23 protein-coding genes and 2 pseudogenes are annotated in these 26294 nt (G+C 67.9%); 4 read left to right on the forward strand and 21 right to left on the reverse strand.

What is annotated here, in order from left to right:
* Positions 1 to 273, reverse strand: a 273-nt coding sequence (locus ACWGKS_RS12110; RefSeq protein WP_452522599.1) for a hypothetical protein, incomplete at its 3' end; no start/stop codon positions are given.
* Positions 274 to 387: 114 nt separating this feature from the next.
* Here ACWGKS_RS12110 and ACWGKS_RS12115 point away from each other — a divergent pair.
* Together ACWGKS_RS12115 and ACWGKS_RS12120 are read left to right on the forward strand one after the other, a co-directional pair.
* Positions 388 to 1224, forward strand: coding sequence for a helix-turn-helix domain-containing protein (locus tag ACWGKS_RS12115; RefSeq protein WP_358508180.1), 837 nt, complete (start codon positions 388 to 390; stop codon positions 1222 to 1224).
* Positions 1221 to 1427, forward strand: a complete 207-nt coding sequence (locus ACWGKS_RS12120) for a DUF397 domain-containing protein (protein ID WP_358508182.1) — start codon at positions 1221 to 1223, stop codon at positions 1425 to 1427. Before ACWGKS_RS12115 ends, ACWGKS_RS12120 begins: the two co-directional genes overlap by 4 nt.
* 49 nt (positions 1428 to 1476) lie before the next feature.
* Here ACWGKS_RS12120 and cmoA read toward each other — a convergent pair whose 3' ends face one another.
* The 5 genes and pseudogenes from cmoA to ACWGKS_RS12145 form a co-directional block, all read right to left on the reverse strand.
* On the reverse strand, positions 1477 to 2172 hold the full coding sequence (cmoA, locus tag ACWGKS_RS12125) for a carboxy-S-adenosyl-L-methionine synthase CmoA (RefSeq protein ID WP_452522602.1): 696 nt from the start codon (positions 2170 to 2172) through the stop codon (positions 1477 to 1479).
* A 25-nt stretch (positions 2173 to 2197) separates the two neighbouring features.
* Positions 2198 to 2794, reverse strand: a pseudogene (locus ACWGKS_RS12130) (class I SAM-dependent methyltransferase); the annotation flags it as partial.
* Positions 2686 to 3495, reverse strand: a pseudogene (locus ACWGKS_RS12135) (HesA/MoeB/ThiF family protein); the annotation flags it as partial. The pseudogenes ACWGKS_RS12130 and ACWGKS_RS12135, both read right to left, overlap by 109 nt.
* On the reverse strand, positions 3496 to 5268 hold the full coding sequence (gene aspS / locus ACWGKS_RS12140) for an aspartate--tRNA ligase (protein ID WP_358508188.1): 1773 nt from the start codon (positions 5266 to 5268) through the stop codon (positions 3496 to 3498).
* Positions 5269 to 5571: 303 nt separating this feature from the next.
* The gene (locus tag ACWGKS_RS12145) at positions 5572 to 6249 is read right to left on the reverse strand and encodes an MBL fold metallo-hydrolase (protein ID WP_358508190.1); all 678 of its coding nucleotides are present in this window, start codon (positions 6247 to 6249) and stop codon (positions 5572 to 5574) included.
* 460 nt (positions 6250 to 6709) lie between these two features.
* Between ACWGKS_RS12145 and ACWGKS_RS12150 the strand changes: the two genes are divergently transcribed.
* Positions 6710 to 7942, forward strand: coding sequence for a DUF349 domain-containing protein (locus tag ACWGKS_RS12150; RefSeq protein WP_358508192.1), 1233 nt, complete (start codon positions 6710 to 6712; stop codon positions 7940 to 7942).
* A 91-nt stretch (positions 7943 to 8033) separates the two neighbouring features.
* Here the strand turns inward: ACWGKS_RS12150 and ACWGKS_RS12155 are convergent, their stop codons facing one another.
* From ACWGKS_RS12155 to pyrR, 15 genes are all read right to left on the reverse strand, one after another.
* Positions 8034 to 8714, reverse strand: a complete 681-nt coding sequence (locus ACWGKS_RS12155) for a hypothetical protein (protein ID WP_452522605.1) — start codon at positions 8712 to 8714, stop codon at positions 8034 to 8036.
* Between the two features lie 164 nt (positions 8715 to 8878).
* Positions 8879 to 9538, reverse strand: a complete 660-nt coding sequence (locus ACWGKS_RS12160) for a hypothetical protein (protein WP_358508195.1) — start codon at positions 9536 to 9538, stop codon at positions 8879 to 8881.
* A gap of 155 nt (positions 9539 to 9693) precedes the next feature.
* Entirely contained in the window at positions 9694 to 10887 is a 1194-nt protein-coding gene (gene metK / locus ACWGKS_RS12165; RefSeq protein ID WP_358508196.1) for a methionine adenosyltransferase, read from the reverse strand.
* A 288-nt stretch (positions 10888 to 11175) separates the two neighbouring features.
* Positions 11176 to 12378, reverse strand: coding sequence for a bifunctional phosphopantothenoylcysteine decarboxylase/phosphopantothenate--cysteine ligase CoaBC (gene coaBC, locus ACWGKS_RS12170; protein WP_067606423.1), 1203 nt, complete (start codon positions 12376 to 12378; stop codon positions 11176 to 11178).
* Between the two features lie 112 nt (positions 12379 to 12490).
* A complete protein-coding gene (gene rpoZ, locus ACWGKS_RS12175) occupies positions 12491 to 12757 on the reverse strand; it encodes a DNA-directed RNA polymerase subunit omega (RefSeq protein ID WP_358508198.1) in 267 nt (88 codons plus the stop codon).
* 133 nt (positions 12758 to 12890) lie between these two features.
* Positions 12891 to 13481: a guanylate kinase gene (gmk, locus tag ACWGKS_RS12180; RefSeq protein WP_358508200.1), complete on the reverse strand. Its 591-nt coding sequence runs from the start codon at positions 13479 to 13481 to the stop codon at positions 12891 to 12893.
* Between the two features lie 320 nt (positions 13482 to 13801).
* Positions 13802 to 14125: an integration host factor, actinobacterial type gene (mihF, locus tag ACWGKS_RS12185; RefSeq protein ID WP_017546565.1), complete on the reverse strand. Its 324-nt coding sequence runs from the start codon at positions 14123 to 14125 to the stop codon at positions 13802 to 13804.
* A 392-nt stretch (positions 14126 to 14517) separates the two neighbouring features.
* The gene (gene pyrF, locus ACWGKS_RS12190; RefSeq protein WP_358508202.1) at positions 14518 to 15225 is read right to left on the reverse strand and encodes an orotidine-5'-phosphate decarboxylase; all 708 of its coding nucleotides are present in this window, start codon (positions 15223 to 15225) and stop codon (positions 14518 to 14520) included.
* Positions 15226 to 15529: 304 nt separating this feature from the next.
* Positions 15530 to 16465: a dihydroorotate dehydrogenase gene (locus ACWGKS_RS12195; RefSeq protein ID WP_358508204.1), complete on the reverse strand. Its 936-nt coding sequence runs from the start codon at positions 16463 to 16465 to the stop codon at positions 15530 to 15532.
* Positions 16466 to 16534: 69 nt separating this feature from the next.
* Positions 16535 to 17434, reverse strand: coding sequence for a dihydroorotate dehydrogenase electron transfer subunit (locus ACWGKS_RS12200; RefSeq protein WP_358508205.1), 900 nt, complete (start codon positions 17432 to 17434; stop codon positions 16535 to 16537).
* A gap of 87 nt (positions 17435 to 17521) precedes the next feature.
* Positions 17522 to 20830, reverse strand: coding sequence for a carbamoyl-phosphate synthase large subunit (gene carB, locus ACWGKS_RS12205; RefSeq protein WP_358508207.1), 3309 nt, complete (start codon positions 20828 to 20830; stop codon positions 17522 to 17524).
* Between the two features lie 15 nt (positions 20831 to 20845).
* A complete protein-coding gene (gene carA / locus ACWGKS_RS12210; RefSeq protein WP_358508209.1) occupies positions 20846 to 21988 on the reverse strand; it encodes a glutamine-hydrolyzing carbamoyl-phosphate synthase small subunit in 1143 nt (380 codons plus the stop codon).
* A 44-nt stretch (positions 21989 to 22032) separates the two neighbouring features.
* Positions 22033 to 23334 carry a dihydroorotase gene (locus ACWGKS_RS12215; protein ID WP_358508211.1) on the reverse strand — a complete coding sequence of 434 codons (1302 nt, stop codon included), beginning with the start codon at positions 23332 to 23334 and terminating at the stop codon, positions 22033 to 22035.
* Positions 23335 to 23424: 90 nt separating this feature from the next.
* The gene (locus ACWGKS_RS12220) at positions 23425 to 24333 is read right to left on the reverse strand and encodes an aspartate carbamoyltransferase catalytic subunit (RefSeq protein ID WP_358508213.1); all 909 of its coding nucleotides are present in this window, start codon (positions 24331 to 24333) and stop codon (positions 23425 to 23427) included.
* A complete protein-coding gene (gene pyrR / locus ACWGKS_RS12225; protein ID WP_358508215.1) occupies positions 24333 to 25007 on the reverse strand; it encodes a bifunctional pyr operon transcriptional regulator/uracil phosphoribosyltransferase PyrR in 675 nt (224 codons plus the stop codon). Before pyrR ends, ACWGKS_RS12220 begins: the two co-directional genes overlap by 1 nt.
* Before the next feature lie 502 nt (positions 25008 to 25509).
* Between pyrR and bldD the strand changes: the two genes are divergently transcribed.
* Positions 25510 to 26004 (forward strand): transcriptional regulator BldD, encoded by a 495-nt coding sequence (gene bldD, locus ACWGKS_RS12230; protein WP_013154123.1) that lies wholly within the window; start codon positions 25510 to 25512, stop codon positions 26002 to 26004.
* Positions 26005 to 26294: the final 290 nt, after the last annotated feature.

Here is a 26294-nt window from a genome sequence, read left to right on the forward strand (position 1 = left end):
ACGGGTTTCGCGGTTCTTCACGCTGGAGCCGTCCCACAACAGCAGCTCCTCGCGATGGCACACGATCTCCTCGCCCTCCTCACCAAGCTCGGCGTGACCGGCGCTGTACAGTCCCAGTTCGTAGCCCCTGGAGAGTTCCTCGATCGTCCACCGGTAGAGCCCGTTGCCAGAGGGGATCCCCCCTTTCAGGTGATGGGTCACCAGGGTGAGGAAGGTAGGGGCTTCCTTCGGTTTCGGTGAGGCCCAGACGGCAGAGAGCAGGTAAGCATCCACGAAGTCACTCCTCTTAGCAGCTCCAGGATCTTACGGTAACATGGATTAATCCATCTAGTTGGAATATCTGATAGATATGATTCTATCCGACTCACACGATGCGCGGGGAGTTCGATGGCTCAGGTGAACATCCGGCGGCACCGGCTCGGCCGCAAGCTCGCTGAGATCCGCAAACAGGCGGGATACACACAGGCCCAGGTGGCCGCTCTCCTGGAGACTCTCCAAGGATCCTTCGCACGCTACGAACGAGGCGAGCGCATCCCCAAGCGCACGGTGCTTCACCAGCTCTTCAAGATCTACGAAGTCTCGGACGACGTCCGGCAGGAGGTCATGTCACTCTTCCGTCTCGCGGAACAGCCGAGTTGGTGGCATCCCTACCGCGACCTCCTACAGCCCGAATACGCGGCCCTGTTGGACCTGGAAGTGGACGCCTCGGAGATCCGGACCTATCAGGTGATCGTCCCGGGGCTCTTGCAAACCCCCGAGTACACGCGTCAGATCCTGCTGTACGGCCCGCAGGAGCTCGACGATGAAGAGGTTGAGCGTCGCCTTGAGCTACGCATGGCACGGCGGCAGATCCTCTCCCGTGAGGAAAGCCCTCGCCTCTTGGCTCTCATGGACGAGGGTGCGTTACGCCGAATCGTGGGGAACGAACAGATGATGCGAGATCAGGTCCAGCACCTTCTGAACGTCTCAGGCCAAGCACAGACCTCGGTACAGATCGTGCCGTTCTCCGCAGGCGCCCACCCGGCCGTGGTAGGGGGCCTGACCCTGCTCGTCTGTGACGATCGTCGAGTGGTCTACGTGGAGACCACCGTGGGCGAGCTGTTCTTGGACAAACCCACCGAGGTCACCACCTCCGCACGCGCTTTCGAGAGCCTGCTGGGCTTCGCGTTGAGTGTGAAAGAATCCCGTGAGCTGATGGAGAAGTACGTCGAGGAGTACTCGTGAGGATCAAATCGAGCTTCAGCGGGCAGCAAGGGGATTGCGTGGAGGTGGAGCGGGTTGGCGACGAGTTCCACGTCACGGACAGCAAGCACCCCGAGCGTCCCGCCCACGTGTACACCCGTGGGGAGTGGCGTGCGTTCCTCCAGGGTGCACGTAACGGCGAGTTCGACTTCGACGTGTTCGATGAAGAGGGCGTTCAGGCCTGACATCCGGACCGAACAGGGCGGGGCATCCGAATAGGTGCCCCGCCCTCGTCTATCTCACCGCGAGGTAGACGACGAAGTTGTACCAGCGGAACACTTCGTCCACCCGGGAGAACCCGGCTTTGAGCAGTGCGTCGCGATTCTCCGAGACTCGGTACGGAACGAGGACGTTCTCCAGGGCTTCGCGCTTCTTGGCGATCTCGGTCCGGGAGTAGCCGCTGCGCTCCTTGTAGTCGTGGTAGAGGTCGATGTAGACCCGGGAGAGGTCGTTGTCGTCCCCGAGCACCTTCTCCCCCAGCAGTAACGCCCCGCCTGGTTCGATGGACGCACAGATCTTCGCCAGGACCGCGTCACGCTGAGGCGGTCGCACGAATTGCAGAGTGAAGAGCATGATGACGACTCGTGCCCCGGGAAGATCCGGCAGACATTCCACCGAATCCTCAAGGATGTCGATCTCGTGGCCGAGGCCCTCCGCTCGGATCTTCTCCCAACACCGTGCCCGCATCGCGGCTGAAGGCTCCACACCCACGAACCTCACTCGTGTCTTCGGGGATATCGCCTGCATCAGTCGAAGCAATGTGTTCCCCGTGGAGGAACCCACGTCATAGACGGTCCCACCCTCCTCTTCGAGAAAACTTCGGCTGAGCTCAACGGACATCCTCTGGATCTCTTCGTAGAACGGGATGCTGCGGTCCAGCATGTCGTCGAAGACGTCCGCCACACCCTCATCGAAGACGAAGTCGCCCACCCGGGTCCGGTCCACGAAGATCTCGTCACGCATCGCGCCCCCTCTCCAGGACCATGACCAGGAAGTACGGGATGCGGCTCGACTTGTCGAAGATGACGGGATCTCGTTCCGCGATCAGCTCGTCGGGCTCCGGTTCCAGTACTCGACGCATGAGAAACCCCTGGCCGATGAACTCTTCGAAGTACCTGGACAGCGTCCGGTGGTGCGTTCGGATCCCTTGGATCCTGACCTCGCCGTGCCGGTCCTCTCGATCCTTCAGGCATTCCCCCTCGACGAAGTAGTCATCGACGACGTAGTGCCGGTACTCCCACCCTTGTGGGCCGGGGACCTTGTACCAACCGCCGCGATCCTTCATCGGATGTGGGATCGACAGCACGAGACGGCCCCCGGGTTTGAGTGCTGTGCGAAGACTCCGAACACTGGCCGGCAGATCGGCGATGTGGTCCAAGACGTTGAGGCAACAAATGGTGTCGTAGCGTCCTTCAGCCTCGATGAGGACCTCCAGACCGGCGCGGTGCACCTCAACGCGTTCCCCCCACCCTTGGACACGGTCACGAAGGATCCGCTCCATCGCCCCATCTGGCTCATAAGCGTCAACGTTCGCTCCCAGAGCCACGAGTCGGTCCGTGACCTGACCGGAGCCCGCGCCGACGTCCGCGACCCAAGGTGAACGTCGGCCGGACGGTCGGCGGACAGTAGAACGATGTCCGATCGCGCGGCCACCCGTCCCGCCAGATCGGAAGAAGTGAACGATTCGGGGATCGTGACTACTTCCAGATCCGAACGGAGTTCAAGCAGCCTTTCCGCCGCGACGTCGACCTTGAGTCGGCCGACGTCCTTCTCCTTGAAGAGCGTTTGCCGGGTGAGGTTGGACAACTCCACCACGTCACCGTCCGACATCACCAGACGTCCGACCCCGGCGGCGGCCAGATGCGTCGCCACATGGGTACCTATTCCACCCATACCCACCAGACCCACCGTGACCTCGGAGAGCCGCTCCTGCGCACCCTCGTCGACCCCCATGAGCTGAAAGAAAAGACCGTGGCGGTCGTACCGGCCACGGTCTTCGGGTGCGGGGACAAGGACACGGGCCTGTTCCAGGTCAGCGATCACCGCTGTGGATTCGGCCCGTGTCCAGCCGGAAAGCTCGGCTGCCGCCTCTACCAGTCCTTCACGCTCCCTTGGCCGAATACAGCCTTGGAGCAACGAGATGAGGAACTCGGGTGGCTCCTCAAGGTGCCACGCGTTCGGTGGAAGGGTCCCTATGCGGAGACCACCATCGGTTCGACGAATCGAGAGGTAGGGCGGCAGCCAAAGCTTCATTTAACTCCCTTTTTTGTCTCCCTGAGGGATGACCGTGCGGATGTGCACGTCACTCAACTGCTTCTCCGAGACGGCCGCCGGGGCGCCCATCATCAGGTCCTGGGCGTTCTGGTTGAGCGGGAAGGCGATGGTTTCACGGATGTTGGGCTCATCGGCCAGCAACATGACGATCCGGTCGATGCCGGGAGCGATGCCACCGTGGGGCGGAGCACCGAACTTCAGGGCCTTGAGCATGCCGCCGAACTCGGCTTCGACGGCGTCCTTGTCGTAGCCGGCGATCTCGAACGCCTCGTACATGATCTCGGGCGAGTGGTTCCGGATCGCGCCGGAGGAGAGCTCCACACCGTTGCAGACGATGTCGTACTGCCAGGCCAGAATGTCCAGCGGGTCCTTGTTGAGCAACGCGTCCATCCCGCCCTGTGGCATGGAGAACGGGTTGTGGCTGAACTCGATGTCGCCCTCGTCGGAGCGCTCGAACATCGGGAAGTCCACGATCCAGCAGAAGCGGTAGACCTTCTCCTCCGCCAGGCCCGCGCGCTTACCGGCCTCGACACGGACCGGAGCCATGATCCGGTTGATCTCGGCCTCGTCCTCACTGGCGCAGAAGAACAGGCCATAGCCGGGACCGGCGCCGAGGGTGGTCAACAGTTCGTCGGAGATTTCGGTGACGAACTTGGCGATGGGACCGGTGAGTTCGTTGTTCTCCCCGACCTTGAGCCAGGCCAGTCCCTTGGCGCCCTGTTCGACGGCGAAGTCGCCGATGCCGTCGTAGAACTTGCGCGGCTGCCCGCCCACGTCCGGCACGGCCAGGGCACGGACCTTCTTGCCGGCGAAGGCGCGGAAATCGGTCTTGTCGAAGAGCGCGGTGACGTCGAGCATCTTCATCGGCACTCGCAGGTCCGGCTTGTCGGTGCCGTACCACTCCAGGGCATCCCGGTAGGCGATGCGCGGGTAGGGAGAAGTGATCTCCCAACCCGTGGAGAACTCGCGGAAGACGTCGGTCATGACCTTCTCGATCACCTCGAAGACGTCCTCCTGTTCGACGAAGCTCATCTCGACGTCGAGCTGGTAGAACTCACCGGGCGAACGGTCCGCGCGGCTGTCCTCGTCACGGAAGCAGGGGGCGATCTGGAAGTATCGGTCGAACCCGGCGATCATGAGTAGCTGCTTGAACTGCTGCGGCGCTTGGGGCAGGGCGAAGAACTCACCGGGGTGAAGGCGCGAGGGGACCAGGAAGTCACGAGCGCCCTCAGGGCTGGAGCTGGTGAGGATCGGGGTCTGGAACTCGTTGAAGCCCAGGTCCGTCATCTTCTTACGGATGGCGGCCACCACCTGCGAACGCAGCATGACGTTGCGGTGCATCCGCTCACGACGCAGATCCAGGAAGCGGTAGGTCAGGCGACGCTCTTCGGAGGTGTTGTCCTCGGGGAAGACCGTGAGGGGAAGCTCCTCGGTCGTTCCAAGGATCTCCACCTCCGCCGCCTCGATCTCGATCTCACCGGTGGGCAGGTTCGGGTTGACGTTCTCGGCGCTTCGCGCGGAGACCTGACCCGTGACCTGGATCACCGACTCCTTGGAGATGCGGCTGAGTTCCTCGAACACCGGGGATTCGGGGCGAGCCATGAGCTGCGTGACGCCGTAGTGGTCGCGCAGGTCGACGAAGAGCAGACCACCGAGATCCCGGCGGTTGTGCACCCAGCCAGAAAGGCGCACCTGCTGCCCGACGTGCTCCTTACGGAGCTGACCACACGAATGAGTCCTGTAACGATGCATGAGTTACCAAGTCCACTAACTACACGGCTGGGTGAGGATGCCGGGGAGCCCGCGGCCGGGCCCGGCTGAAGGCATGGCATGCCCTTGAACAACTGGGATCCTACCGCCAACCACGCCCCCTGGCCTCCTGGTTCGAGTGGCACACGGACCCCCGAAGGCTCGGGGCCCGATCCCGGCCGCTAGTTGGCGACCACGGTGGTGCTGCCCTTGACCTTGCGGACCGGGGTCATCGAGATACGGCGCATGCGGCTCTCCTCCGACTGTCTCGAACACCGCCGGGATCGAGCGAGGCGTAAGACCGGGTCAACCGGCGATATCGCGCAGGTAGGGGTTGGTGGCGCGCTCGCGCTCCACCGTGGTGGCCGGGCCGTGCCCGGGCAGGATCCGGGTGGCGTCGGGGCGGTTCAGAACGGCGCTGCTCAGGCTGCGGTTCATCGCCTCGGTGCTGCCGCCGGGAAAATCGGTACGGCCGATGGATCCGGCGAAGACCAGATCACCGGCGAACATGACCGGCTCCCCGTCCTCGGCGGTCACCGTGTAGACCACCGAGCCCGGGGTGTGGCCGGGGGTGTGCTCGACACCGAACTCCACCCCGGCCAGGGTGAGGCTCTGACCGCCCTCGACCTCACGCAGGTCGGCCGGGACCGGATAGGGCCCCGGGCCCAGCAGCATCTGCAACTGGGCGGCGAAACCGGCGTCCACTCCGGCTGCGGGCTCGGAGAGCAGACCGTGGTCGTCGGCGTGCAGGTACACCGGGGCTCCATGGGTCTCACCGAGTTCGGTGGCCGACCACACGTGGTCGAAGTGCCCGTGTGTGAGCAGGATCGCGGCCGGGGTCAGGTCGTGCTCGGCCAGGACCTTGTCCACCTGGGCGGTGGCCCCCTGGCCGGGGTCCACGATGACGCAATCGCCGCCCGGGGCCGGTGCGAGCACGTAGCAGTTCGCGGCGAGGGGCCCGGTGGGGAGAGCGGCGATGAGCACGGCGGTGGTCGTCCTGTTCGTGGAGCGTTCGTGGTCTGTGCGTGGTCGGCCCGGACACGGGTGCCACGGACCTGTCCAGGAGAGCCTACCGAGAGCGAGGAGGGGCGGCGAACCGAAAAGCACATATGAGAAGGCGTTTGATCACCATTCGATCACCCCGCACGCCCGGGCTCTTTGCCAAAGCGCGTGGTAATGCCATATTGGTCACCGTCGTCGTGTCGTGTCGGGCCGCGCGACCTGCGTCTCTTTTCCGAGGCGGCGGGATCGGACCGACCGGACGAGGACGAAAGCAGACCCGAAAGATCTGCTCACACGTTGAACACGGCGCGTCGTTGTCCGCCGGAGCGTGGGGATATCGTGCAGGACACGGTGGCCTTCCCCTCACGCAGAGGCCCGGACGCCGCCGCGACGACCCGAACCCGGCCCCGCCCGGCCCGGTTCACGACAGCAGGAGGACACGGTGACCACGGACCCTTGGGGCCGCGTAGACGACGACGGCACGGTCTATGTGCGCACAGGTGATGGCGAGAGGGTCGTCGGATCGTGGCAGGCGGGTGCTCCGGAGGAGGCTCTCGCCTTCTACCGGAACAAGTACGACGCCCTGGTGACCCAGGTGGGGTTGCTGGAGAAGCGGCTTCGCAGCACCGACCTGTCGGCCTCCGCCGCGATGAGCAGCATCGACAAGCTCCGTGACTCGATCAAGGACGCCAACGTCGTCGGTGACCTGGACTCGCTGATGAAGCGCCTGGACAAGCTGTCCGGCCGCGCTGAGGAGCGCAAGGTCGAGCAGAAGCAGGCCCAGGAGCAGGCCCGCGGCCAGGCCCGCCAGGTCAAGGAGCGCATCGTCGCAGAGGCCGAGCGCGTCGCCGCCGAGACGACCCACTGGAAGTCCGGTGGCGAGCGCATGCTCCAGCTGATCGAGGAGTGGAAGAAGGCCCCTCGGGCCGACCGCCCCACCGAGCAGGCGCTGTGGAAGCGCATGTCGGCGGCACGCAACTCCTTCTCCAAGCGGCGCAAGGCCTACTTCGCCAACCTGGACCAGCAGCGCGAAGGGGTGCGCTCCGACAAGGAGCAGATCGTCGCCGAGGCCGAGGCTCTGTCGAGTTCCACCGAGTGGGGGCCCACCGCCCGCGCCTACCGGGACCTGATGCAGCGTTGGAAGGCCAGCGGCCGCGCCGACCGGACGAGCGAGGACAAGCTGTGGGCGCGTTTCAAGGCCGCCCAGGACACCTTCTTCGACGCGCGCAACGCCACCTTCGCCGAGCGTGACGCCGAACTGAGGGTCAACGCCGACGCCAAGGAGAAGATCCTGGCCGAGGCCAAGGCGGAGATCCCCGGCATCTCGAACCCGCGTCGTGCACGCGCCCGGCTGCGTGACTTCCAGGAGGCCTGGGAGGAGGCGGGTGAGCTGCCGCGCGACACCCGCGACAAGTTGGAGGGCGCTTTCCGGCAGATCGAGGACGGTGTGCGCCGGGCCGAGGAGGCCGAGTGGGACCGCACCAACCCCGAGGCCCGCGCTCGCGCCAAGGACACCGTCGACCAGCTGTCGACGGCGATCCAGGGCCTGGAGGCCAAGCTGGAGAAGGCTCGGGCCGCCGGTGACGAGCGTCGGATCAAGGAGAACGAGGCCGCCCTGGAGGCACGTCGTTCCTGGCTCGCCGAGGCCGAGAAGGCCCTCGACGACATGAGCTGAGGCACCTCACCGCGAGGACACGCGAACGGGCCGCGCCCCCTCTCACCGGGGGTGCGGCCCGTTCTCGTTTGCGGTGTTCGGGAAGCGTTCTCTAGTCGCGCTGCTTCTCGGGGCCTCGACGGCGTCCCAGGAACATCGCGCCGATACCGGCGACGGAGGTCAACAGCCCGCCCAGTGCCGGGATCGCCACGGAGGCTCCGGTCTGTGCGAGAACCGGCTTCTCCGGTTCGGGCTCGGGCTCCGGCTCCGGTTCGGGCTCCGGTTCGGGCTCCGGCTCGGGCTCCGGCTCGGGCTCCGGCTCCGGCTCGGGCTCCGGCTCCGGCTCGGGCTCCGGCTCGGGCTCCGGTTCAGGCTCGGGCTCGGGCTCGGGCTCGGGCTCCGGTTCAGGCTCGGGCTCCGGTTCAGGCTCGGGCTCGGGCTCCGGTTCAGGCTCAGGCTCCGGTTCAGGCTCGGGCTCGGGGTAGTACCCCTCGTAACCGCCGTCCCCGTTCTCTTCCCGACTCTCTTTTTGGGCGCCTTGGGACTCGGAGTCCCGCACCGAGCGATCGGTTTGAAGATCGTCCGGTTCCGCCTCGACCGATTCCCGCTCTGGGAACGTGTTCGCGGTCTCCGAGGGTGACTCGATCCGAACCCGGTCCAGGACGTCCTTCTCCACCGGGTCCAGTGGTCGGGTACTCGGCCGCTCGACATACTCGACGTCGTCGGCGAGCACCGGGGTCGTCCCCCACAAGAGGGGTACGACGATCACGGTGCCGACGGAGACGGCCGCCATTCGGATCAGACTGCGAGCACCAACCGTGGTCTTGAACGCCTCGGACACGTACTTAGAGCAACAATTCATACACAGATCGTGCTATATCGACTACCCAGAGCAACGACCATTCGGTCAAGCGTACGGAAAACCGGGTAAATCCATCGATCGGTTCGCCCCACCCCTCAGCGGTGTGAGTCCAGGTGGAAGACGGGCGCGTGGCCGGGGGTGGTCCCGACCTCGGGTGTGGGCTCCGGGGTGTGGTCGTTGGGCGGTTCCGGTTCGACCCGTGGCCGGCGTGTACCCCGGTAGCGCAGGTAACCGCCGACGCCCGTGGCCAGGGCCACCACCAGCGCCACGCCGGCGGCCACCCAGACCGGGGGCGGCTCATGGTGCACTCGGTGGACGCTGGCGGTACAGGAGGCGAGTCGCGCGTCGGCGGCGGGGCGCATGCAGACGGTGGAGACCGGTTGTACGCCACGCTCGGGCAGGGCGGTGACCTCGGCGGTCACGGTGAGGACGTCGCGCTGTCCCGGCTCCAGTGGACGCTCCCACACGGCCCGGCCCTCCTCGACGCCTTCGGGGGCCCCGGAGACGTAACGCAGCGACTTCGGTAGGAACTGCACGATCTGGGCGTCGGGTACGGCCTCGTAGCCGGCGTTGCGCACCCTGATGGTGTACTCGACCCGGTCACCGACCTGGAGTCGTTCCTCGGAGCGCTCGCCGACGGTGACGTGCAGACTCCCCGCTCCGGGCACCGGCCCCTCCTCGTCCGGGGCCGGTTGCCCGGGAAGAGCGATCAGTGCGGCCAGTCCGACCGCGGACACCGCCGATGACACGGCCATGGTGTTCTCCCTCGCGAAGCATCACGTCGATGACTCAAAGCACCTATTTTGTAACACTGTGTAGTCGTCGAGTGTGGGAGGCATGCAGGGAAATGTCCGCGGACGCGACGAGGGGGCGTGTGACCGCGACCGGTCACACGCCCCCTCGGGGAGCCCTAGGCGCCGACGAAGGACCGCAGCGCGGCGGCCCGGTCGGTGCTCTCCCAGGTGAACTCCTTGAGCTCACGGCCGAAGTGACCGTAGGCGGCGGTGTTGGAGTAGATCGGACGCAGCAGGTCCAGGTCGCGCACGATGGCGGCCGGACGCAGGTCGAAGACCTCCTTGACGGCCTTCTCGATCAGCTCCGGGGCGACCCGCTCGGTACCGAAGGTCTCCAGGAACACGCCGACCGGGTGCGCCTTGCCGATCGCGTAGGCCACCTGGACCTCCACGCGCTCGGCCAGTTCGGCGGCGACGATGTTCTTGGCGACCCAGCGGGTGGCGTAGGCGGCCGAACGGTCCACCTTCGACGGGTCCTTGCCGGAGAAGGCGCCGCCTCCATGGCGGGCGTAGCCGCCGTAGGTGTCGACGATGATCTTGCGGCCGGTCAGACCGGCGTCGCCCATCGGGCCGCCGATCTCGAAGCGACCGGTCGGGTTGACCAGGAGGCGGTAGTCGTCGGAGTCCAGGCCGTAGGCGGCCACGACCGGTTCGATGACGTGCTCCCGGATGTCCGGGGTCAGCATCTCCTCAAGGTTGATGTCGGCGGAGTGCTGGCTGGAGACCACCACGGTGTCCAGCCGGACCGGGGTCTGGCCCTCGTATTCGACGGTGACCTGGGTCTTGCCATCGGGGCGCAGGTAGGGCACCGTGCCGTCCCGCCGAACACTCGCGAGCCGCTCCGAGAGCGCGTGCGCCAGTTTGATGGGCAACGGCATGAGCTCGGGGGTCTCACGGTTGGCGTAGCCGAACATCAGACCCTGGTCGCCCGCGCCCTGACGGTCGAGGGCGTCCTCTTCGTTCTCGACACGCGCCTCGTAGGCGGTGTCGACGCCCTGGGCGATGTCGGGGGACTGCGCGTCGATGGAGACGTTGACCCCGCAGGAGTCACCATCGAACCCCTTGGCGGAGGAGTCGTATCCGATCTGGAGGATCTTCTCGCGCACGATGGCGGGGATGTCGACGTAGGTCTGAGTGGTGACCTCACCCGCGATGTGGACCTGACCGGTGGTGATCAGCGTCTCGACCGCGACCCGGCTGCCGGGGTCGGTGGTGAGCATCGCGTCGAGGATCGCGTCACTGATCTGGTCGGCCATCTTGTCGGGATGGCCTTCGGTGACGGACTCGGAGGTGAAAAGGCGGCGGGACACGTTGCGTGACTCCTTGCAGCGGCTGCTGGCTGACATGGTCGGTGCGGTCCGGCTCGCCCCGGCTTCGCGCCGAGGGCGGTCAATGCCGACCGACGGGGTTGGTTATTCGTCCACTGTAACGGGACCAGTGGGGACGGTCGCCCGTTGGTCGACCTGGCAGGTCGCACACAGGGCCCGTTCGAAGTGTGACGTACTCGGCGGTAGGAATCTAGCGTAACGACATGGGGATTTTCACGCGTCCACCTCGAAGGAGACCGGATTCCCACCGGTGTTCGAGCACGCCCTCTCTCAGGGGGTCCGCCCCGGCGAACGTTCCACCACCAGGTCCCACACACGGTCGGCGAGGTCCTCCTTGGGACCGGTGGGGATGTCCACCACGGTGCCGTCGGCGCCCAGGACGGTCGCCTGGTTGTCCTCGGTGCCGAAGGCGCGTCCACCACCGACCTGGTTGACCACGAGCAGGTCGCAACCCTTGCGGGCCAGCTTGGCGCGGCCGTTGGCGATCACGTCGTCGGTCTCGGCGGCGAACCCCACGATGGTCTGGTCGGTGCCCTCCCTCTCCCGGGTGGTGACCAGACCGGCGAGGATGTCGGGGTTCTCGACCAGTTCGAGCGGGGCCGGGGCCGCGCCGGACTTCTTGATCTTGGACGCGGCGCTGTCGACCGGACGGAAGTCGGCGACGGCCGCGGTCATCACCACGATGTCCGCCGCCGCGCGTTCGGCCTCCATGGCCTCGGCCAGTTCCAGCGCCGAGGACACCCGCACCAGGCTCACGCCGGCCGGGTCGGGCAGGGAGACGTTGGCGGCCACCAGGGTGACGTCGGCGCCGCGCGCCGCGGCGGTGCGGGCCAGCGCGTAGCCCTGCCGTCCCGAGGAGTGGTTGCCGATGAAGCGCACCGGGTCGATGGCCTCGCGGGTACCGCCCGCGGAGATGAGCACGCGGCGACCGGCCAGGTCGGGTTCGGCGGTCCCACGACGCAGGACCAGGCGGGCGGCCTCGAACAGTTCGGCGGGTTCGGGGAGTCGACCTCGGCCGGTGTCGACGCCGGTCAGTCGGCCCACGGCCGGGTCGAGGACGATGGCGCCGCGCGAACGCAGCGTGGCCACGTTGGCCCGGGTGGCGGGGTGTTCCCACATCTCGGTGTGCATCGCCGGGGCGAACACGACCGGACAGCGGGCGGTGAGCAGGGTGTTGGTCAGCAGGTCGTCGGCGATCCCGGCGGCGGCCTTGGCCATGATGTCGGCGGTCGCCGGGGCGACGAACACCAGGTCCGCGGACTGGCCGATGCGCACGTGCGGAACCTCGTGCACCCGGTCCCACACACCGGTCTCGACGGGCTGCCCGGACAGGGCCGCCCAGGTGGGCTCTCCGACGAAGCGCAGGGCGGCTTCGGTGGGCACGACACGGACTCGGTGGCCGGACTCGGTCAGTCGGCGCAGGAGCTCGCAGATCTTGTAGGCGGCGATGCCACCGCCGACGCCGAGGACCACCTGGGGAACGTTCTCTGTGTCACTCACACCAGTTGTTCTACCAGGAGGCGCCCGTCGCACGCCCCTGGCGGGGTGTGCGACGGGCGCCGTGGTACTCGGGCACGTACTCGGGTCAGATGCCCTCGTAGGGCTCCGCGGTGAGCAGACCGGACTTGACCTCGCGCAGGGCGATGGACAGGGACTTCTCCTGGACCTGGGTCTCCACCAGCGGTCCGACGTACTCCAGCAGGCCCTCGCCCAGCTGGGCGTAGTAGGCGTTGATCTGGCGGGCCCGCTTCGAGGCCATGGTGACCAGGCTGTACTTGCTGTCCACCAGTTCCAGCAGGTCGTCGATCGGCGGGTTGGTGATGCCTTCGGCGACGGGCTCGGTACCAGCCACTTTGTTACCCCCAGGGACGGTCTCCGGCTCGTCGACAAGCCGTGACGTTGATTGGATGGAATGGTTCTCGGGGCCCGGTGAGGCGGGTGTGCGCCACCACCGATGTTCGGCGCGGCCGCTGTCACCCCAATTATCACACCTTGGGCGCGGTCATCAACGCTAGCAGCTCGTCGCACACGTCCTGTACGGACGTGTTGACCAGGGTCGTGTCGAATTCCTTCTCCGCGGCGAGTTCGACCTTGGCCACCTCCAGCCTGCGCTGGATGACCTCCTCGCTCTCGGTGCCGCGACCGGAGAGCCTGCGCACCAGCTCCTCCCAGGAGGGCGGGGCGAGGAAGACGTGCAGGGCGTCGGACATGGACTCGCGGACCTGTCGGGCGCCTTGGAGTTCGATCTCCAGCAGGACGGGGGTGCCGGAGTCCAGGCGTTCCTGGACCGGGCCACGCGGGGTGCCGTAGCGGTTGCCGGCGAACTCCGCCCATTCGAGCAGTTGGTTCTCGGCGACGAGGCGGTCGAACTCCTCGTCGGAGACGAAGTGGTACTGGACACCGTCGTGTTCGCCGGGGCGGGGGGCACGGGTGGTCACCGAGACCGACAGCCACACGTCGGGGTCGACCTCTCGCAGGTGCGCGACGACGGTGCTCTTGCCAACGCCCGAGGGTCCGGACAGCACGGTCAGCCGTTTCGCGACGGGGCGGGCGGGGTCCGCGTTCTGCGCAGGCATGTAGATCAGGATTCCATTCGGCGTGTTCGCCGCGCGGTGGGCCACCGGTCCGCCGGGACCGGCCAGGTCCGGCACGGTACCGCGCGGGCGGCTCACGCGGCCGCCGGTGGGCGGGCCGCGTACGGTCGCGGGAGATCCCTTTATACCACCGAGGCCGCGGCGCGATGGACGGAGTGTGACCTGGGGTCCACTCCTTGCCCGTCGGCCGCGGCCTCGGATCACGCTTCCCACCGATGAGACCCCACCGGATGCGGGGGCTCGTCACGCGTCTGTGGGGGACGCGACGTCCGGTGTTCGGCTATCTGCTCCGTACTTCCGAGCTACTTGGTGAGGTCACCGAACTCGCTCTCCAGGGCGGCACGCTGGTTGGTGCCCAGACCCCGGACACGGCGCGACTCAGCGATGTTGAGCCGCTCCATGATCTGCTTCGCGCGGACCTTGCCGACACCGGGGAGGGATTCCAGCAAAGCCGAAACCTTCATCTTGCCGATGACGTCGTCCTTGAGGCCGTTGGAAAGCACCTCGGACAGCGAGATGCCGCCGTTCTTCAGCTTGTTCTTGACCTCAGCGCGCTCTTTTCTGGCCTTGGCGGCTTTCTCGAGAGCCGCGCTGCGCTGCTCGGGTGTGAGGGGAGGAAGGGCCACGCCGGGTCACCTCGGATTTCTACTCGTTTGTAGAGGGCGGACGCCTGCGAAAGTTAGTAGGTCCGACCCCTGTTAGGCAACGTAAAGTGCCCTTTCAGAGGCTATTTCGTTGAAGGAACTACCCAGAGTAGTCGACCAATTGCGTGCAGGTACGAAAACCAGGACTTTCGTCCCGATTGCCGAGCAGGCGAAGCGCACGACCAGCGCAGGTCACACAGGGGTGACCCGGGTCACTCTTCGCCACGGCAATGGGGTTTCGGACACGCCTATTTGATCACCGTCTGTGACCCGCAACTGTGCGTGATGGGACGAATGCGAAGATCCGGAGGGCGATCCGTGCGGCCGGTTCCGGATCCGCGCAGCACAGCGGTTCCGGGACCGGCCACCGGATTTCAGACACGGGCCCCGGCACGCCGTACGGCCGCCGCGATGGAGGCCGCCGCCGCACCGGGGTCCGCGGCACGGGTGATCGGGCGACCGATGACGAGAAGGTCCGCCCCTGCCTCGATCGCCTCCTCCGGAGTCGCGACCCGGGACTGGTCACCCTTGTCCGCACCGGCCGGGCGCACGCCCGGCGTGATGAGGGTGATGTCCGGGCCCACCTCTGCGCGGACCGCCGCCACTTCCTGAGGCGAACACACCAGTGCGCGCGCTCCCGCGCCCACCGAGAGCGCCGCCAGGCGACGGACCGCGTCCCGTGCCGGACCGAGCAGCCCCACCTGCTCCAGATCCGTCTCGTTCATGGAGGTGAGCACCGTCACCGCCGCGATCTTGGTGTCCGGGGCGGCCTCGACCGCCGCTCGGACCATGTCCGCTCCCCCGCTCGCGTGCACGGTCAGGATCGAGGGCCGCAGCCCCGCCACGCTGCGCGCCGCACCGGCCACGGTGGCGGGGATGTCGTACAGCTTCAGGTCGAGGAAGACACCGACGCGGTTGGCCCCGCGTACGGCGCTGATCACCTCGGGCCCGTAGCGCAGGTACAGCTCCAGGCCCACCTTCACCGTGCTGACGTGCGGTGCGACGGCGGACGCCCAAGTGGCCGCGGTCTCGATGTCGCCGGCATCGATCGCGACGGCGATGGGCGCGGAAGGAGCGGTCATGTCGGTCTCTCCAATCGTGTGACCCGGCCGGAGCCCGGGGTCCGGCACTCGTCCGCCGTTCTTACGAACGTGCTTACGAATGCACATCCACTGTCATGTGCACACCGCATGGTGTGCGATTCCCTGGATCGAGCGCTTCATGCACCCGACCCGCGTCACTTCCCCGTAACGGCCTTCCAGTCGGCCGTAGGCGGCTGTTCCCCCTGATCCCTGCTCTGGATGCCGGGCGCGCCCGTTCAGCCACACAGAGCCATCTCAACGCTGTTCAGGCCGGTCAGGGCCTTGCCGCCCGGTGACCCGCGGATCACAACCCCGAGCGGTGCGCGGCGCCCACCAGATCCGAGGCCTTGGGCACCCCCAGAGTCTCCAGCGTCTCGGTGAACTCGCGCAGGACCCGAGTGCACGCGGAGGGGTCCGAGAAGTTCACCGTTCCCACCGCCACGGCGCTCGCGCCCGCCGCCATGAACTCCAACACGTCGGATCCGGTGCGCACACCCCCGACACCGACGATGGGCACGTCGGGGAAGGCCTCGTGGACCCGATAGACGCATCCCACGGCCAGCGGACGGATCGCCGGTCCGGAGAGTCCGCCCATCCCACCGGTCACCGCGGGACGCAACGTGCGGGTGTCCACGCTCATGCCCCGCAGGGTGTTGATCATGGTCAGTCCGTCGGCCCTGGCGCCGACGCAGGCCTCGGCCAGCTTCAGCACGTCCGGGACGTCCACCGCGATCTTGGCCAGCACGGGCAGATCGGATCGGGCGTGCGAGCGCACCGTCTGCACCACCGCGGCGGCCTGGGCCGGGTCGTCGGCGAAGTGTCGTCCGGCGGGGTCGGTCGGGTCGGGGCAGGACAGGTTCACCTCGATGGCGGCCACCCCTTCGGCGTCCGAGACCCGGCGGGCCAGCTCACCGAACTCCCCCACCCCCGAGCCCGCGATGGACACGATCGCCCGGCCGCCCCGGGACAGCAGCCACGGCAGGTCGCGTTCGAGGAACACGTCCACGCCGGGCCCCTGAAGGCCGATGGTGCTCAGCATCCCGCTGGGGGTCTCCGCCATACGCGGGGCCGGGCGGCCCGCCCGCGGCTCCAACATCAAGGACTTGGTGGTGATGGCGCCGATCTCCGCCACGTCGAAGAATTGCGCCAGCTCCCGTCCCGAGCCCGCACACCCGGCGGCGGTCACCACCGGGTTGGGGAGTTCCAGGGATCCGAGTCGGGTCCTGAGGTCTGCGTTCACGTGTCTTCGCTCGCTCGTGGTCGCCCGGACGACCCGCGCCCGGGACCTGGGGTGACTCATCATTGCCGGTCAGGCGATGTCACGGGTCGACTCCGCCGTGCCGGCGGCCCCCGACCCCTTCCAACCGGGTGCGCCCAAGGCGTCGAAGGGGATGGTGCCCACGTCGTCGAACCGCACCCGTTCGCCCCGGAAGACGGGGCCGTCCACGCAGGACCGCACCATCCGCGTGATCCCGTCCTCTCCCACCACCGGGATCACACAGGTCATGCAGATCCCGATGCCGCAGGCCATGGTCTCCTCGACCGCGACCTGCACGGGGACGCCGTGCTTGCCGGCCACCTGGGTGACGGCGCGCAGCATCGGCATGGGTCCACAGGCGTACACGGCGTCGGAGCGGGCGTCCTCGATCACCCGACCGAGGACGTCGGTGACCCGTCCGCGGGTACCGAAGGAACCGTCGTCGGTGGTGAACTCCGCGGTCTCCGCGATCCGGCGGGCGGTGATCGCGCTGAACACCCGATCGGCCGAGGCACCGCCCAGGACGAAGTCCACCCGGCAGCCGCGCCGACGCAGCGACTGCGCCAGTGGGAACAGCGGGGCGCTCCCCGATCCCCCGCCCACCAGCACGCAGTTGACGGGATCCCGGGGCAGGGGGAAGGGCCGACCCAGCGGGCCCACCACGTCGAGCAGGTCGCGCGATCTTCGTTCGGCCAGCCAGGCGGTGCCGGTACCGCGCACCGCGAACAGGAACTCCACGGTTCCGCCGTAGTCGGGTTTGACGTCGTGGATGGCGAAGGGGCGACGCAGCAACGTGCTGGAATGGTCGCCGCCCACCGTCACCGAGACGAACTGCCCGGAACGGAAGCGCTCGGCTATACCCGGGGCGACGACGGTGATGGCGTAGTAGGCGTCCACCCTGCGCACGTTCAGCACGGGGCACCTGACCTGCACCGGTCCGTTGTCGCTCATCTGTGGTGGCAGCCTCTCTGGACTCGCGGCGGTACGGTCCGGGTGCCGCGGGGGTGTTCCCACGGCACCCGGACGCTCCGCTACAGCCTAGGAGTCCTCGCGACTCGCCGTGAGCGCTCGGGCGTGCTCCTGCAAGGAGCGCACCCCCACGTCCCCGCGCACACCGGCCTCGATGGCCTGCACCGCGGCGGCCAGACCCTGGACCGTGGTGACGCTGGGAACGTTCCGGACGATCGCGGCGGTACGGATCTCGTAGCCGTCCAGACGTGGTCCGGCCTGCCCGGCGCTGCCGAACGGGGTGTTGACGATGAGGTCGACCTCCCCGTCGTGGATGAGCTGCACGATGGTGCGCTCGCCGTCGGGGCCGGGGCCCGCGCTGTGCTTGCGCACCACGGTGGCGCGCACGCCGTTGCGGCGCAGGACGACGGCGGTGCCCTCGGTGGCCAGGATCTCCAGGCCGAGGTCGGCCAGGCGCTTGACCGGGAAGATCATCGAGCGCTTGTCCCGGTTGGCGACCGACACGAACACCTTGCCCCGGGTGGGCATCGAGCTGTTGACCGCGAGCTGGGACTTGGCGAAGGCCGCCCCGAACTCCACGTCCAGGCCCATGACCTCACCGGTGGAGCGCATCTCCGGGCCGAGGATGGTGTCGACGCCCTCACCGTGCTTGTCGATGAAGCGGTTGAACGGCATCACCGCCTCCTTGACGGAGACCGGTGCGTCGGCGGGCAGGTCGCCACCGTCGCCCTTGGAGGGCAGCATGCCCTCGGCGCGCAGTTCGGCGATGCTGCTGCCGGCCATGACCCGGGCGGCGGCCTTGGCCAGCGGGACCGCGGTGGCCTTGGACACGAACGGCACCGTCCGGGAGGCGCGCGGGTTGGCCTCCAGGACGTTGAGGACGCCCGAGGCGAGCGCGTACTGGACGTTGAGCAGTCCCCGCACCCCGGTGCCGCGGGCGATGGCCTCGGTGGAGTAGCGGATGCGCTCGATGTCCTCGCTGCCCAGCGTGATGGAGGGCAGGGTGCACGCGGAGTCGCCGGAGTGGATGCCGGCCTCCTCGATGTGCTCCATGACGCCGCCCAGGTAGAGGTCCTTGCCGTCGTAGAGGGCGTCGACGTCGATCTCGATGGCGTCGTCGAGGAAGCGGTCGATCAGCACCGGGTGTTCGGGGCTGACCTCGGCGTTGCGCTCGATGTAGTCGGCGAGCATCGCCTCGCTGTAGACGATCTCCATGCCGCGGCCGCCCAGCACGTAGGAGGGTCGGACCATGACCGGGTAGCCGATCTCGTCGGCCGCGACCTTGGCCTGCTCGAAGGAGTAGGCGGTGCCGTACTTGGGCGCGGGGAGGCCGGCGGCGTCCAGGACCTTGCCGAACTCGCCGCGGTCCTCGGCCAGGTCGATGGCCTCCGGGCTGGTGCCGATGATGGGCACTCCGGCGTCCTTGAGACGTCGGGCCAGGCCCAGCGGGGTCTGACCGCCGAGCTGGACGATGACCCCGACGACCGGTCCGGCGGCCTGCTCGGCGCGCACGACCTCCAGGACGTCCTCCAGTGTGAGCGGCTCGAAGTAGAGCCGGTCGCTGGTGTCGTAGTCGGTGGAGACGGTCTCGGGGTTGCAGTTGACCATGACGGTCTCGAACCCGGCGTCGGAGAGCGCGAAGGAGGCGTGGACGCAGGAGTAGTCGAACTCCACGCCCTGGCCGATGCGGTTGGGTCCCGATCCCAGGATGATGATCTTGGGCTTGTCCCCGGTGGGGACCTCGGTCTCCTCGTCGTAGCTGGAGTACAGGTACGGCGTCTCGGCCTCGAACTCGGCGGCGCAGGTGTCCACGGTCAGGTAGACGGGGTGGATGCCCAGGGCGTGTCGGAGTTCGCGCACGACGTCCTCGGACTTGCCGGTGATCTCACCGATCTGGAGGTCGGAGAAGCCGAGTCCCTTCACCTCGCGCAGCAGCGCGGCGTCGAGTTTGGACGCGGCGGCCAGGGTGCGCGCGGCCTCCTCCAGACGCAGCATCTGGTCCAGGAACCACGGGTCGATCCTGGTGGACTCGTGCAGTTCCTCGACGGTGGCCCCGGCGCGCAGGGCCTGCTGGACCTGGCGCAGACGGTGCTCGGTGGGTCGGGCGGCCTCGCGCACGAGATCGTCCTTGTCGCCGGGCTCGCCCGCCCAGGTCAGGCCCACCCCGGACTTCTCCAGGGAGCGCATGGCCTTCTGGAGCGCCTCAGGGAAGGATCGGCCCATCGCCATGGCCTCGCCCACCGACTTCATGGTGGTGGTCAGGCCGGGGTCGGCGCCGGGGAACTTCTCGAAGGCGAAGCGGGGCACCTTGACCACGACGTAGTCGAGCGTGGGCTCGAAGCTGGCCGGGGTCTCCTTGGTGATGTCGTTGGGGATCTCGTCCATCGTGTAGCCGATGGCGAGCTTGGCGGCGATCTTGGCGATCGGGAAGCCGGTGGCCTTGGAGGCCAGGGCCGAGGAACGGGACACCCGCGGGTTCATCTCGATGACGATGATCCGGCCGGTCTCGGGGTGGACGGCGAACTGGATGTTGCAGCCGCCGGTGTCCACGCCGACCTCGCGGATGACCGCGATGCCGATGTCGCGGAGTTCCTGGTACTCGCGATCGGTCAGGGTCATGGCGGGGGCCACGGTGATGGAGTCACCGGTGTGCACGCCCATGGGGTCGAGGTTCTCGATGGAGCAGACGACGACCACGTTGTCCTTGGCGTCGCGCATCAGCTCCAGCTCGTACTCCTTCCAACCGAGGATGGACTCCTCCAGGAGCACCTCGGTGGTCGGGGAGAGAGCCAGTCCCTGGCCGGCGATGCGGCGCAGATCGTTCTCATCGTGGGCGAAGCCGGAGCCGGCGCCGCCCATGGTGAAGGAGGGGCGGACCACCACGGGGTAGTTCAGGTCCTCGGCGGCGTCCAGGCACTCTTGGATGGTGTGGCAGATGCGCGAACGCGCGGACTCGCCGCCGATGCGCTCCACGATGCCCTTGAAGGTCTCGCGGTCCTCACCGGACTGGATGGCCTCGATGTTGGCGCCGATGAGTTCGACGTCGTACTTGGCCAGGATCCCGGCCTCGTCCAGGGCCACGGCGGCGTTGAGCGCGGTCTGTCCGCCCAGCGTCGGCAGGAGCGCGTCGGGGCGTTCCTTGGCGATGATCTTCTCGATCATCCCGGTGGTGATCGGCTCGACGTAGGTGGCGTCGGCGATCTCGGGGTCGGTCATGATCGTGGCCGGGTTGGAGTTGACCAGGATGACCCGGAGGCCCTCGGCCTTGAGGACGCGACAGGCCTGGGTACCCGAGTAGTCGAACTCGGCCGCCTGCCCGATCACGATCGGGCCGGAGCCGATCACGAGGACGGATGAAAGGTCACTACGGCGCGGCATGCTCTGTACCTCTTACTACTTGGCAGCCGGTGCGGGCTGGGCGGACATCAGGTCGACGAACTCGTCGAAGAGATCGGCGGCGTCGTGGGGGCCCGCGGCGGCCTCCGGGTGGAACTGGACGCTGAACACGGGGCGGTCCAGCAACCGCAGGCCCTCGACGACCTGGTCGTTGAGGCCGATATGGCTGACCTCGGCCCGGCCGTAGGGGGTGTCGAACGGGATGTCGAGCGGTGCGTCCACGGCGAAACCGTGGTTCTGGCTGGTGATCGCCACCTTCTTGGTACGGGTGTCGATGACCGGCTGGTTGGCGCCTCGGTGCCCGAAGGGCAGCTTGTAGGTGCCAAGGCCCAGGGCGCGGCCCAGGATCTGGTTGCCGAAGCAGATGCCGAAGAGCGGCTTGTCGGCGTCCAGGATCCCTCGCATGGCCTTCACGGGTCCGTCGGCGGCCGCGGGGTCGCCGGGGCCGTTGCTGAAGAAGACGCCGTCCGGGTCCAGGGCGAGGATGTCCTCGGCGGTGGTGGAGGAGGGCACCACGGTGACCCGGCAGCCCCGCTCGGTCAGGCGCTGGGGCGTCATGGACTTGATGCCCAGGTCGACGGCGACGACGTGGTGTCGGGCCTCGACGCCCTCGGGCGGCAGGATCTCGTAGGCGGTGTCGGTGCTGACCTGGCCCGCCAGGTCGGCGCCGGCCATGGGGGGCTGTTCGAGGACGCGCGCGAGCAGCGCCTTCGGGTCGGTCTCGACGCTGCTGATCGCGGCGCGCATCGCACCCTTGTCGCGCAGGTGGCGGGTGAGGGCGCGGGTCCCGGTCAGGGCGATGCCGACCACGTCCTGGCGGTGCATCTCGTCGTCCAGGGTGCCCTTCGAGCGCCAGCTGGAGGTGATGCGGGAGGGCTCGCGCACCACGAAGCCGGCGACCCAGATGCGGGTCGACTCGGGATCGTCGTCGTTGACCCCGGTGTTGCCGATGTGCGGGGCGGTCATCACGACGATCTGGCGGTGGTAGGAGGGGTCTGTGAGCGTCTCCTGGTAGCCGGTCATACCGGTGTTGAAGACGGCCTCGCCGAAGGTCTCACCGACGGCGCCGAAGGATCGGCCGTGGAACACGCGACCGTCCTCGAGCACCAGAATCGCCGGTCCACCGATCTCCTCGGACACGTTTGCCCCCTCTGTCGTGCCAGGTCCGGCCTGGGCTTGGTAACTCACTTGATCTTCCCTTCCAGGACGGTCGGTGCGCCGCGCAGGAACGTGGCGATGATCCGACCGGGCAGGCTCATGCCGCGGAAGGGCGTGTTGCCGCTCTTGCCGACCATGGCGGCCGCGTCGACCTCGACGGGCGCGGCGGGGTCGTACAGAACGATGTTGGCGGGTTCGCCGACGGCGAGCTCACGACCGTGCCCGCCGACGCGACCGATGCGGGCGGGAGCGGTGGACATGCGGTCCGCGACCTGTTCCCAGGTGAGCAGACCGGTCTCGACCATGGTCCTGTGGACCACTCCGAGGGCGGTCTCCAGTCCGATCATGCCCATCGCGGCGGTGGACCATTCGGTCTCCTTGGCCTCGACCGGGTGGGGGGCGTGGTCGGTGGCCACGATGTCGATGGTGCCGTCGGCCAGTCCCTCGCGCAGCGCCTGGACGTCCTCGGCGGTGCGCAGCGGCGGGTTGACCTTGTAGACCGGGTCGTAGCTCTCGGCCAGGTCGTCGGTGAGGATCAGGTGGTGGGGGGTGACCTCCGCGGTGACGTCGCAGCCGCGTTCCTTGGCCCAACGGATGATGTCGACCGAGCCCTTGGTGGAGACGTGGCACACGTGCAGACGCGAGCCGACGTGCTGGGCGAGCAGGCAGTCGCGGGCGATGATCGCCTCCTCGGCGACCGCGGGCCAGCCGGGCAGGCCGAGGCGGTCCGAGACGCGACCCTCGTTCATCTGGGCGCCCTCGGTCAGGCGCGGTTCCTGGGCGTGCTGGGCGATGACGCCGTCGAAGGCCTTGACGTACTCCAGTGCGCGGCGCATGAGCAGCGCGTCGGAGACACAGATGCCGTCGTCGGAGAAGACCCGGACCCGGGCGGCGGAGTCGGCCATGGCGCCGATCTCGGAGAGCCGTTCGCCGGCCAGACCGACGGTGACGGCTCCGACCGGACGCACGTCGCAGTATCCGGCCTCCTCGCCCAGGCGCCAGACCTGCTCGACCACCCCGGCGGTGTCGGCGACGGGGTCGGTGTTGGCCATGGCGTGCACGGCGGTGTAGCCGCCCATCGCGGCGGCGCGGGAGCCGGAGGCGACGGTCTCGGCGTCCTCACGGCCGGGTTCGCGCAGGTGGGTGTGCAGGTCGACCAGGCCGGGAAGGGCGATCAGACCGGTGACGTCCACGACCTCTGCCCCGTCGGGGGTCGGCAGGTCGGGACCGATCGCGGTGATCTCGCCGTTCTCGAACAGCAGGTCGACCGGGTCATCACCGAGCGGGCGTGCGCCGCGGATCAGGTGGGTTCCCTGGTTTTCGGGCATGGAGATGTCGGCTTTCTCGTGTTCGTTGAAGTTCGTGGGCGGCGGGAGGGACCGACGAACGCGCGGTGGCGTGTTCGGGCACCCGTTCCGCTAGGAGCCGCCGAGCAGCAGGTAGAGCACGGCCATGCGCAGGCTGACACCGTTGGCGACCTGCTCGGTGACGGTGCAGCGGGGCGAGTCGGCGACCTCGGCGGAGATCTCCATGCCGCGCACCATCGGGCCCGGGTGCATGACGATGGCTTCCTGCGGCATCCGACTCAGGCGTTCGCCGTCCAGGCCGTAGTTGCGGCTGTATTCGCGCACTGAGGGGAAGAAGGAGTCGTGCATGCGCTCGGCCTGCACGCGCAGCATCATCACCACGTCGGACTTGGGCAGTACCTCGTCGAGGTCGTAGGAGATCTCGCAGGGCCAGGTGTGCACCGAGACCGGCAGCAGCGTGGGCGGGGCGACCAGGGTCACGTGCGCGCCCAGGGTGGTGAGCAGCAGGACGTTGGAGCGGGCGACCCGGCTGTGCAGGATGTCGCCGACCACGACCACGCGCAGCCCTTCGAGCCGGCCCAGACGCTCGCGCATGGTGAAGGCGTCCAGCAGCGCCTGGGTGGGGTGCTCGTGGGTGCCGTCGCCGGCGTTGAGCACGGAGCCGTCGACCCAGTTCGCCAGGCGGTGGGGCGCCCCGGAGGCGCTGTGTCGGATGACCACGCCGTCGGCGCCCATGGCCTGGAGGGTGAGCGCGGTGTCCTTGAGGCTCTCCCCCTTGGAGACGCTGGAGCCCTTGGCCGAGAAGTTGATGACGTCGGCGGACAGGCGTTTGGCTGCCAGTTCGAAGGAGGTGCGGGTACGGGTGGAGTCCTCGTAGAAGAGGTTGACCACGGTGCGACCGCGCAGGGTGGGGAGCTTCTTGACGGAGCGGTCCCCCACCTGGGCGAGTTCGCCGGCGGTGTCCAGGATGAGCGTGGCCTCGTCCCGATCGAGGTCACCGGCGGAGAGCAGGTGGCGCATCAAAGGTCCCCTTCCGTGTCCTCGGAGCGCTGGAGGGAACCGGGCCGCGTTCCTTCCTTGAGGGTGGCGGCGGGCGAGGGCCCGAGGAGGACGGCGTCGAGGCCGTCGCTCTCCCGCAGTTGGACGGTGACGCTCTCGCGAAGGGAGGTGGGCAGGTTCTTGCCCACGTAGTCGGCGCGGATCGGCAGTTCGCGGTGGCCGCGGTCGACGAGGACGGCGAGCTGAACGGCGCGGGGGCGGCCGAGGTCGCCGAGGGCGTCCAACGCGGCGCGCACGGTGCGGCCGGAGAAGAGGACGTCGTCGACGAGGACGACGACGCGGTCATCGAGGCCACCGGCGGGGATCTCGGTCTTGCCGAGGGCGCGGGCGGGAGCGAGCCGCAGGTCGTCGCGGTACATGGTGATGTCGAGGGAACCGGCGGGAACGTCGAGGTCCTCGACCCGCTCGATCCGTCGTGCCAGGCGTTCGGCGAGGGGGACGCCTCTGGAGGGGATGCCCAGGAGGGTGACGTCCTGGCCGCCCTTGGTGCGTTCGAGCACCTCGTGGGCGATCCGGGTCAGCGCCCGGTTGATCTCGTTGCCGTCGAGGACGGCTCGTGTGCCTTCGGGTACCTCGGGCACCGACGCGGGAGGTGCGGTCTCGTTGTCGTCCCGCGCGGGTTTTCGCGCATGCAAAGTAGTGACCCCTTCCCTGCCTCACAGAACAGGTCGTTAAAGGATGTCGATCGGGCCCACGCTACCAGCGAGGACTCCGGCACCTTCGGGCGCGCCCCCACCCCCGAAAGCACAAGTGTGATGCTCATCACATCACATGCCACGGATTGCCCAGCAAAGAGTATCCATTTCATGACACTCCGGAATCGCACCCAATCCGTGGGAAACACGAAATTCCCTGCAGGAGTGGGCTTTGCGACCCCCGAGAGCGCCCCACTCGTCCCGACCCCTCCACAAATGAGAGGCGTCTCACCTACGCACGGTTTGGCCACTGATTAGTCGCGTTTCACACCAACGGCTTGACCTGGACACCGACCCCCCTCTACCGTCACTGTCTGTAACCACTACCGGGTGGGGTTGCACCCCGTGACCATCCGCTGGACCGCCCAGGCGGCCCGCCGAGTACGAGCGGACGTCTCCCCCACTCACGCCAGCCACCGTCACGGCCGGGAGCGACAAAAAGATGCCATCCGAATACGCCAAGTCCCTCGGTGCGCGACTGCGTGCCATCCGCACCCAACAGGGCCTTTCCCTGCACGGAGTGGAGGAGAAGTCCCACGGACGCTGGAAGGCCGTCGTGGTGGGCTCCTACGAGCGCGGCGACCGCGCCGTCACCGTCCAGAAGCTGGCCGAGCTCGCCGACTTCTACGGCGTGCCGATGTCGGAGCTGCTGCCCGGCGGCGCCGCGCCCACTCCGCTCGGCCCGACACCCAAGTTGGTGATCGACCTGGAGCGTATGCAGCAGCTCCCGCAGGAGAAGGCCGGTCCTCTCTCCCGCTACGTCGCCACCATCCAGAGTCAGCGGGGTGACTACAACGGGCGGGTGCTGTCCATCCGCCAGGAGGACCTGCGCTCACTCGCGGTCATCTACGACAAGTCCCCAGGCGACCTCACCGAGGAGCTCATCAACTGGGGCGTCCTCGACCCCGAGGCCCGCCGCGCCGTCGACGCCTTCTGACCCCGGGCGCGAAACAAGCACGATCACTCACGAAGAGCCGGGTGCCGTCCGAAAGGGCGGCACCCGGCTCTTCGTGGGTCCGGCCCGGTCGGGCGGCGGCCGGAACGTACGACGAGGCCGGGTAAGGGCTTCCCCTCCCCGACCCGGCCTCGCCTCACCCGCACATCGGCGGGCGTATCGAACTCCTGTTCGATAGACACCAGTTAACACCCCCACGCGCGGAGCGTCAAGGAGAGCCGGGGGGAACAACGGGCGCATCGGCCCCGGGAAAACCAGGTCGAACGGCGGTG

This window comes from Nocardiopsis sp. NPDC055879 (assembly GCF_053615935.1).

What these genes read in the sequence shown, in the direction of transcription:
- ACWGKS_RS12200 (WP_358508205.1), bottom strand. Translation starts at nt 17,434, where the DNA reads ATGAGCGACAACGGACCGGTGCAGGTCAGGTGCCCCGTGCTGAACGTG.
- ACWGKS_RS12215 (WP_358508211.1), bottom strand. Translation starts at nt 23,334, where the DNA reads ATGCCCGAAAACCAGGGAACCCACCTGATCCGCGGCGCACGCCCGCTC.
- ACWGKS_RS12160 (WP_358508195.1), bottom strand. Translation starts at nt 9,538, where the DNA reads ATGGCCGTGTCATCGGCGGTGTCCGCGGTCGGACTGGCCGCACTGATC.
- gmk (WP_358508200.1), bottom strand. Translation starts at nt 13,481, where the DNA reads ATGCCTGCGCAGAACGCGGACCCCGCCCGCCCCGTCGCGAAACGGCTG.
- bldD (WP_013154123.1), top strand. Translation starts at nt 25,510, where the DNA reads ATGCCATCCGAATACGCCAAGTCCCTCGGTGCGCGACTGCGTGCCATC.
- ACWGKS_RS12220 (WP_358508213.1), bottom strand. Translation starts at nt 24,333, where the DNA reads ATGCGCCACCTGCTCTCCGCCGGTGACCTCGATCGGGACGAGGCCACG.
- aspS (WP_358508188.1), bottom strand. Translation starts at nt 5,268, where the DNA reads ATGCATCGTTACAGGACTCATTCGTGTGGTCAGCTCCGTAAGGAGCAC.
- carB (WP_358508207.1), bottom strand. Translation starts at nt 20,830, where the DNA reads ATGCCGCGCCGTAGTGACCTTTCATCCGTCCTCGTGATCGGCTCCGGC.
- pyrF (WP_358508202.1), bottom strand. Translation starts at nt 15,225, where the DNA reads ATGACCGCTCCTTCCGCGCCCATCGCCGTCGCGATCGATGCCGGCGAC.
- ACWGKS_RS12155 (WP_452522605.1), bottom strand. Translation starts at nt 8,714, where the DNA reads ATGGCGGCCGTCTCCGTCGGCACCGTGATCGTCGTACCCCTCTTGTGG.
- ACWGKS_RS12115 (WP_358508180.1), top strand. Translation starts at nt 388, where the DNA reads ATGGCTCAGGTGAACATCCGGCGGCACCGGCTCGGCCGCAAGCTCGCT.